Annotated in this window: 1 protein-coding gene; it reads left to right on the top strand. The window is 50.7% G+C overall.

The window, feature by feature from the left end:
- Positions 1 to 913: tandem-95 repeat protein (locus H5180_RS23865; RefSeq protein ID WP_182759260.1), on the top strand; the 913-nt coding region annotated here is incomplete at both ends.

Here is a 913-nt window from a genome sequence, read left to right as displayed (position 1 = left end):
GGCGAATTAGCGGGCACGCCACAGAACGAGGATGTGGGCAGCTACGCGGCTATTACTATCAGTGTTAACGATGGCACAGATAGCGCCAGTTTAACGCCATTTACATTAGAGGTAACCAACACCAACGATGCGCCGGTAGGGCAAAACTTCGCGTTTAACCTCGATGAAGCCGCGACATTAACCGTGGCACTTGCAAACGGGTTATTAAGTAACGCCAGCGATGATGATGCAAGCGACACACTCAGCGCAGAGCTGGTCAGTCAACCACAATTTGGTAGTGTCAGCTTAAACAGCGATGGTAGCTTTAGTTATCAACATGACGGCAGTGAAAACCATGCCGATAGTTTCACCTTCCAAGTTCGTGATAGCGCCGGTGCGTTATCGGCAGTACAGACAGTAACACTAACGGTCGCGCCAGTTGCAGATGCACCGGTTGCCATGGATGACAGTGCCACCACTGCAGAAGACACGCCAGTGAACTTTAGTTTGGTAGCAAATGACAGTGATGCAGAAGATGACTTAGTGGTCGCTTCAGCGGCCATCGTATTACCTGCGAGTAAAGGCACGGTAAGTATCACTAACGGCATTGCCACGTATACACCGAACAGCAACGTAACGGGGACAGACACTTTTACTTATACGGTAAAAGATGCGGCATTGAATACCTCAACAGCGGCGACAGTGACAGTCACCATTACCCCAGTGAACGACCTACCTGAGGTACAAGCTATCAGCTTAAGTGTGGATGAAGACACCGCATCAGCAGTGACCAATGTGCGTTCACTGGGCAGTGATGTGGAAGACACCATCCCAACGGGCACGATTAACTTAGTCAGAGCGCCAAGCTCAGGGCAAGTGGTGTTTGACCAAGCCGCGGGTACCTTTGTGTATACCCCAGATGCGAACGTTACAG

Origin of the sequence: Pseudoalteromonas sp. SR41-4 (genome assembly GCF_014163985.1) — a bacterium.
GTDB classification, from domain to species: Bacteria; Pseudomonadota; Gammaproteobacteria; order Enterobacterales; family Alteromonadaceae; genus Pseudoalteromonas; species Pseudoalteromonas rhizosphaerae.
This window is presented reverse-complemented; position numbering and strand designations above follow the sequence as displayed.